This is a genomic window from Spirosoma sp. 48-14 (genome assembly GCF_001898575.1).
GTDB lineage: Bacteria > Bacteroidota > Bacteroidia > Cytophagales > Spirosomataceae > Spirosoma.
In genome coordinates this window covers 125,106-131,737 of sequence record NZ_MKUD01000044.1, presented here as the reverse complement: position 1 = coordinate 131,737, position 6,632 = coordinate 125,106, and the positions used below count along the sequence as shown (strand labels likewise).

Genomic DNA, 6,632 nt, shown 5'->3' with positions numbered 1-6,632 from the left:
AAGGGGCTCCCCAGACGGCAACCTTCACGGCGGATATGCCGCTAAACCGGGAACGGGTGGGGGTAGGTCTACAGCTGTACGGCGACAAGGCCGGTGTGATTCAGGAAGCGGGTGCGTTTGCCTCCTATGCGTTTCGCATTAAAGTAGGGACGAAAAGCACGCTGGCACTGGGTTTACAGGCGGGGGCCTCCAGCTACCAGGCTAACCTGTTGGAGGTACGGACGTCACCCGATAACCAGATCGATCCGGCTTTTGCCAGCAACATCTCCAAGATCCTTCCCAACTTCGGGACGGGGATTTATCTGAGCAACGACAAGGCGTATCTGGGCTTATCGGTCCCCCGGTTGATCAAGAATCGGTTGAGTGAGTACAACGTAGGGGATTATCGGTCGGTGCAGGCTCGTCATGCGTATCTGGCGGCTGGTTTTGTGGTGGGCCTGAGTCCGGTGGTGAAGATGAAGCCCTCGATGCTGGTGAAGTATGCGGAAGGAGCTCCGTTGGGTTTTGATGGGAACATCAACTTCTGGTTTGCCGACCGGATCGCGCTTGGTGCTTCGATTCGTCGGAACCAGTTTTCGACGTGGTCGACCTACACGACGGATGCGTTGGTTGGGATGCTGGAGGTCCAGTTGACGGATCAGTTCCGGTTCGGTTATGCGTATGATCGGACGATGAACGGTTTGCAGAGTGTAGCGCCGAGTTCGCACGAGATCATGATTCGGTATGAGTTTGGGTTTGGGCGGAGTCGTATCCTGACGCCGAGGTATTTTTAATCTGGCTGGGATATAAACCGAATACTAAGCTAGTTGAGTCCAGATAAGTAAGACGGGCTATCTGCTTCTTGTCTGTACACCCGGATTGATTTCCTGAACAGGAGCCAATCCGGGTGTGCCCATCTGGCTGGAATGAGAGTTTTAGCGGTATATCCAGGTTAAATCATTCCAGAAAGTACGATTAAGCTAGAAGAAACGGACAGAGTTGCACTTTGTGGCCCGTCAGTCGGAAAGCAGGTATTTCGGCTAGGGTTTCTGGTTGCATACCTATTATTTTATATATATACTATTTTTTAAAATTTATACTTATAGATTCCTATCTGGCACATAAAGTGTTAATGAAAGAGATAGTTATATAGGTTGATTATCAATTGTTTATGGATTGTTTATCGGATTCTCTACGCTCGTTCCCTGTTTAGCTCCGTACCTTTTAAACTTGCCTTTTATGAGAAATTATTACGGCTTAACTGGCTTTCTTTTTTTGTTGCTGGGACTTGTCTCCTGCCAGTCGGAACTGGATGTTAAGGATATTCCGGGGCGGGTCACCTCCTCGATACATACGAGCGGAGGGGTTGGTAAGCCAGAACCTGATGGAATCGAACACGTTGGGGCTCGTGATGCCGTCCTGACCTTACAGCTGGAAGTGCTGGCCTACGTGAATGAGGCTCGTTCGCAAACGTGTTTATGCGGCACTACGGTTTATCCGCCGGTTACCTTACTGACGTTGAATTCAAGACTGAATGGAGCCGCTGATAAATATGCTGTGGACATGGCTACCTACAATTACTTTAGCCACACTGGCCGAGACGGCTCACAGCCCTGGGATCGGATGACTGTGGAAGGCTACATATGGAGTTTGGCTGGCGAAAATATTGCCGCCGGTTACCCCACGGCCCGATCGGTAGTCGATGCCTGGTTAAGTTCAACGGTTCATTGCCAGAACATTATGAACCCCGACTATCGGAATCTGGGAGTGGGGTATTCCTACAATTCAAAAAGCACATTTAAGCATTATTGGGTGACCGATTTCGGGACCCGCCAGTAGTTCGACGTAATCGATTCGTGCTTCCTATGCCTGCTATGCCGACTTCACTACCAGAAATAGTAAGGCTGTTTGCCAGGAGGTAGCCAATTCGGTACACGTAGCTGGCAAGAATCCATGTCGGGGCATTGTGGGATGTCGTATGGACTTCTGTCTAAACGGCTAATTCAGAAGTACTTACCGTGACGAGATATGACTAATTTAAATGTCCTCATTATTGAAGACGATCCCGTTTGGCAGTTTAGTCTTCAGGCTATGTTTGGTCAATTGGATGTGGCTAGCGTTCGTCTGGCGAGTTCGATTGCCGAGGCTAACCAGAAACTTCATGAGCAACTTCCTGATTTAGTGATCGCCGATATTGTTTTACCCGATGGCTTGTCGTTGGGCTTATTTACACAAAATTATAAGCAATTGCCGGTCATTTTTCAAACGGCTTACACCAAGGATGACTATTTACGGCGAGCCATCACGATGCCTAATATAGGATTTCTGGTAAAACCTTTTGAAGTGTTTGGCCTAAAGGCAGCCATTGAAATATTGTTTGCTCAGAAACCCATTACCCTTTTTCCTGCTGCCAACAGCATTACGACTACCGATAAACGCAGACAACGTATAGATATACCGTTAGATGAAATTTACTGGATTAAAGGGGAAGGTAATTATTCGATTATCCATACCGTCGATCAAAAATATGTGCTGAAACGATCGTTGCGTAAGCTAGCGCTGGAGTTGACGGATCGCTTTATTCAGGTGCAGAAAGCATACATTATCAATATTCACTATATCGAACGGATTTTAGAGTCAACGGTGCAGATAAATCAGCAGCCTATTCCAATCGGTCGGGCTTACAAAAAGAACTTACTCAATCTTGTCGACCCACGAAAACGTATGTTTCTGCGGAGCTAGACAGTTAGAGCATTGAGCCATTTTAATGTTTCCTGATCAAGCCATACTTACGGGATCAAGTTCGCATTGGCTGGGTTACTTACCTCTCAGCAATTCATTTGCCTAATCAGTTAGGGAAGCTACAGTGGGGGTTTTGTGTCGACGCGTTTCTACGAATAAGCATCACGTCGCTAAGAAATTAATGCATCCAATAGTCTGAATTTCATGTGAAGAAGTAGTATAGATTGAGTTTGATTGTGGATGTGACCCCACGTTTGAGGACTCAACTAACTACTTAACATCCCATTTTTGCGGATTCGTTCTGATGTTTCCATGAAACCAGTTGTTCAAATTTCTCTAGACCTGACCGATATTGACGAAGCGCTTGAAACGGCCGCAATGGCCCTTCGTGCAGGGGTCGACTGGCTCGAAGCAGGTACACCCTTAATTCTGGCCGAAGGTCTGCATGGCGTACGTAAGTTGCGCGAAGCCTTTCCGGGAGTTCCGATCGTTGCCGACTTGAAAACAATGGATGGCGGCTATCTGGAGGCTGAAATGATGGCTAAAGCGGGTGCCACGCATGTCGTGGTGATGGCGCGGGCCCATGCTGAAACCATTAAATGTGTGGTACAGGCAGGACATGACTTCGGTGTAAAAGTCATGGGCGATAATATGGTGTGCCCCGATATGGTAGCGGGTGCCCGTTGGCTCGAAGATCTGGGCTGCGATTACATTATTCACCACATTGGCTACGACGAACGGCGGGGTATTGCTGCTCAGGGCTTACGTATGCCCAGCCCACTGGATCAGCTTCGGGAAGTTGTGCAGGCCGTTCGGGTGCCGGTTCAGGCAGTGGGCGGGCTCAGCCTCGAACAAGCTATTCGTTGCCCGGAATACGGTGCCCCATTGATTGTACTTGGCGCTCCGTTAACCATTGATGCCGATGCTTTTAAGACGGCCGGTGGAAATCTGGAAGATTCGCTTCGGCTAATCTGCGGGGCGATCCATGCCTATGGCGATGTGGTGGTTGGCCTTCCTACAATATAAGCAAGATACCATTGCCTATTCCTTACCCTTTATTCCATGAAATCTGCTGCGGTAATAAATTATGCTCCGGAGAAAGGCTCCGTCGAGATTCGTGAACTTGAGCGCCCGACCATTGGCGAAGAGGATGTATTGCTTGAGGTAGCTAATGTGGGTGTTTGTGGTAGTGATTTGCACCAGTGGACTGCCGACCATAGCTGGCCCGTTAATTATCCGGTTGTTCTGGGCCATGAATTTGGCGGTCATATTGTTGAACTGGGGAGTCTTGTATCGGGCTGGCGCGAAGGTGACCGGGTGGTTAGTGAAACGGCGGCTGTGATTGACCCAACTAACCCCATGACCCGCCGAGGACTCTACAATCTGGACCCGACTCGTAAAGGGTTTGGGTATGGTGTTAATGGAGCTATGACCCGCTATGTACGCGTTCCAGCCCGTTGTTTGCATCATGTGCCCGATCAACTGGCGTTTGAGCAGGCTTGCTTAACCGAGCCTTGCTGTGTAGCGTTCAACGCGGTCGTCGAAAATACGCGCTTAAAACCCGGCGATCGGGTCGTTGTGCTTGGCCCCGGAACCATCGGTATTCTGTGTGCGGCTGTTGCCAGACTTTGCGGAGCCGATGTCGCCGTTGTGGGTCTGGAGGCAGATCGTCATCGGCTGTCCATTGCCGAACAATATGGCTGTACGGGTATTGTTGGCGATGCTTCCGAATGGGCCAAACAAGCGGATGGTCTTGGCGCCGATTGTGTAATCGATGCGGCTGGAGCCAGTGCTACACTAAAACTAGCCATGCAACTGGTGCGACCCAATGGGCATATTACCAAAGTTGGCTGGGGGCCGCAGCCGCTAGGGTTCTCGCTCGATCCGCTGGTGCAGAAAAACGTTACCCTTCAGGGAAGTTTTAGCCACAACTGGCCGATCTGGGAGCGTGTTATCGCTTTGCTGGCCAGTGGTCAACTGGATGTAAAACCCATTATAGGTGGGGTATGGTCGATTACCGACTGGCACGAAGCCTTTGAAAAAATGCACCGGGGCGAGGTAGTGAAAAGTGTGCTTAAACCCGTATAGCATGCGATTACAGGACAAAGTGGTGATTGTTACCGGCAGTTGCACAGGTATTGGTAAAGCAATTGCCCGGCGCTGTGTGGCCGAAGGGGCCAGGGTCGTTGTGCATGGCCTTGAGCGCGAGCTGGGCGAGGCTGTGGTGGCGGAGTTTGGAGCAGACCGCGCCGTATTGCATATCGAAGAAATCACCGCTGAAAATGCCCCGCAGCATCTGGTCGATCTGGCACTGGCTTCCTTTGGACGTCTGGATGCGATTGTCAACAATGCAGCGATGGTACCTTCATCGACTATCGAGACCACCGACCTGAATTTGTTTCGCCAGGTGCTTGATGTCAATACGTTGGCACCCTTTGCATTGATTAAAGCTGCTTTGACGCATTTGCAGGAACGGCGTGGCTGTGTGCTGAACATTGGCTCGGTAAATGCCTGGAGTGGCGAACCTTGCCTGATGGCCTACAGCATTTCGAAAGGTGCTTTGTTGACCATGACCCGCAATCTGGGCGATTCGCTTCACCGGGAGTATGGGGTTCGCGTTAATCAGATCAATCCCGGCTGGATATTGACTGAGCGCGAAATCGAGCGAAAACGCGAGCAGGGAATGCCCGACGACTGGTATACATCACTGCCAGCTGAGCTTTCACCGGCAGGTCGGTTGCTGATGCCTAATGAGATGGCAGCGGCTGCCGTGTATTGGCTGGCCGATGAAAGCGGCCCCATTAGTGGCCAGGTGGTCGACCTGGAACAATTCCCGTTTATTGGACGAAACTTACCTAAAAGTTAAAGATTTAAAGAGTGAAAGAGCGAAAGAGCGAAATTGATGCGTCAGCCACTCTTTCGCTCTTTCACTCTTTAAATCTTTCACTCATTAAACCTATGCCTCAACTAGCCGCCTTCCCGAAGGCCTTTATGCAGCAGCTTTGCAAAGACGGAACCATGACGGTTTCAGAATGGATTGAGTTAGCCTCTCAACTCGATATTGATGGGCTGGAATGGTATGCCGGATTTCTGGAAATGGCCGACGAAACCAACTGGCCGCTATTTCGCCAGCAGGTAGAAGCCAAAGGCAACGTTATTCCGATGATGTGCTGTTCACCCGATTTTACGCATCCTGATCCGGCCTTCCGGGCGCAGGAAATTGAGAAACAAAAGCGTTGGATCGATATGACGTATATACTGGGTGGTTCGTTCTGCCGGGTATTGTCGGGCCAGCGCAGACCGGAACTATCAATTGACGAAGGGGTGTCGCTGGCTGCCGAATGTATTGAGGCCTGTTTGCCCTATGCGCAGGAGCGGGGTATCACGCTGATTCTCGAAAATCACTACAAAGACGATTTCTGGACCTATCCCGAATTTGCCCAGAAAATGGACGTATTCTGTAAGCTTGTCGACCGGATTCATCATCCAAACTTTGGCGTCAACTACGATCCCAGCAATACCTATCTGGCTGGTGAAGACCCCCTTGAACTCCTGTACCGCGTGTCGGATCGGGTGGTGACCATGCACGCCAGCGACCGCTACCTGCTCGAAGGAACTATCGACGATCTGCGCCGGGAAGAAGGGGGGGCGGCTGGTTATGCCAAACGGCTCAGTCATGGTGAAATCGGCAAAGGCCTGAATGATTACGATGCCATTTTTACAGAGCTGAAACGGGTTGGCTTCGATGGCTGGATCAGTATCGAAGATGGGGTCGATGGCATGGAACAGCTAGAGCGGAGTGTGGCTTTCCTTCGCCGAAAAATAGCGGAGTACTGGCCAGTGTAATGCGGACAAAATGTCCACATTACAAAAAAACGGCTTGCTATAGGTACGATTACCCGATAAAGCAG

General features: G+C 50.3%; 7 protein-coding genes. All 7 read left to right on the top strand.

The window, feature by feature from the left end; translation table 11 throughout:
• Positions 1-773: type IX secretion system membrane protein PorP/SprF (locus tag BGO59_RS22180; RefSeq protein WP_293686837.1), on the top strand; the 773-nt coding region annotated here is incomplete at its 5' end.
• 445 nt (positions 774-1,218) lie between these two features.
• Positions 1,219-1,818, top strand: a complete 600-nt coding sequence (locus tag BGO59_RS22175; RefSeq protein ID WP_293686836.1) for a CAP domain-containing protein — start codon at positions 1,219-1,221, stop codon at positions 1,816-1,818.
• A 189-nt stretch (positions 1,819-2,007) separates the two neighbouring features.
• Positions 2,008-2,721 carry a LytTR family DNA-binding domain-containing protein gene (locus tag BGO59_RS22170; protein ID WP_293686834.1) on the top strand — a complete coding sequence of 238 codons (714 nt, stop codon included), beginning with the start codon at positions 2,008-2,010 and terminating at the stop codon, positions 2,719-2,721.
• 312 nt (positions 2,722-3,033) lie between these two features.
• Positions 3,034-3,747: an orotidine 5'-phosphate decarboxylase / HUMPS family protein gene (locus BGO59_RS22165; protein ID WP_293686832.1), complete on the top strand. Its 714-nt coding sequence runs from the start codon at positions 3,034-3,036 to the stop codon at positions 3,745-3,747.
• Positions 3,748-3,783: 36 nt separating this feature from the next.
• Positions 3,784-4,809 carry a zinc-binding dehydrogenase gene (locus tag BGO59_RS22160; RefSeq protein WP_293686830.1) on the top strand — a complete coding sequence of 342 codons (1,026 nt, stop codon included), beginning with the start codon at positions 3,784-3,786 and terminating at the stop codon, positions 4,807-4,809.
• 1 nt (position 4,810) lies between these two features.
• Positions 4,811-5,587 (top strand): SDR family oxidoreductase, encoded by a 777-nt coding sequence (locus BGO59_RS22155; RefSeq protein WP_293686828.1) that lies wholly within the window; start codon positions 4,811-4,813, stop codon positions 5,585-5,587.
• Positions 5,588-5,679: 92 nt separating this feature from the next.
• Positions 5,680-6,567, top strand: coding sequence for a sugar phosphate isomerase/epimerase (locus BGO59_RS22150; protein ID WP_293686826.1), 888 nt, complete (start codon positions 5,680-5,682; stop codon positions 6,565-6,567).
• Positions 6,568-6,632 lie beyond the last annotated feature (65 nt).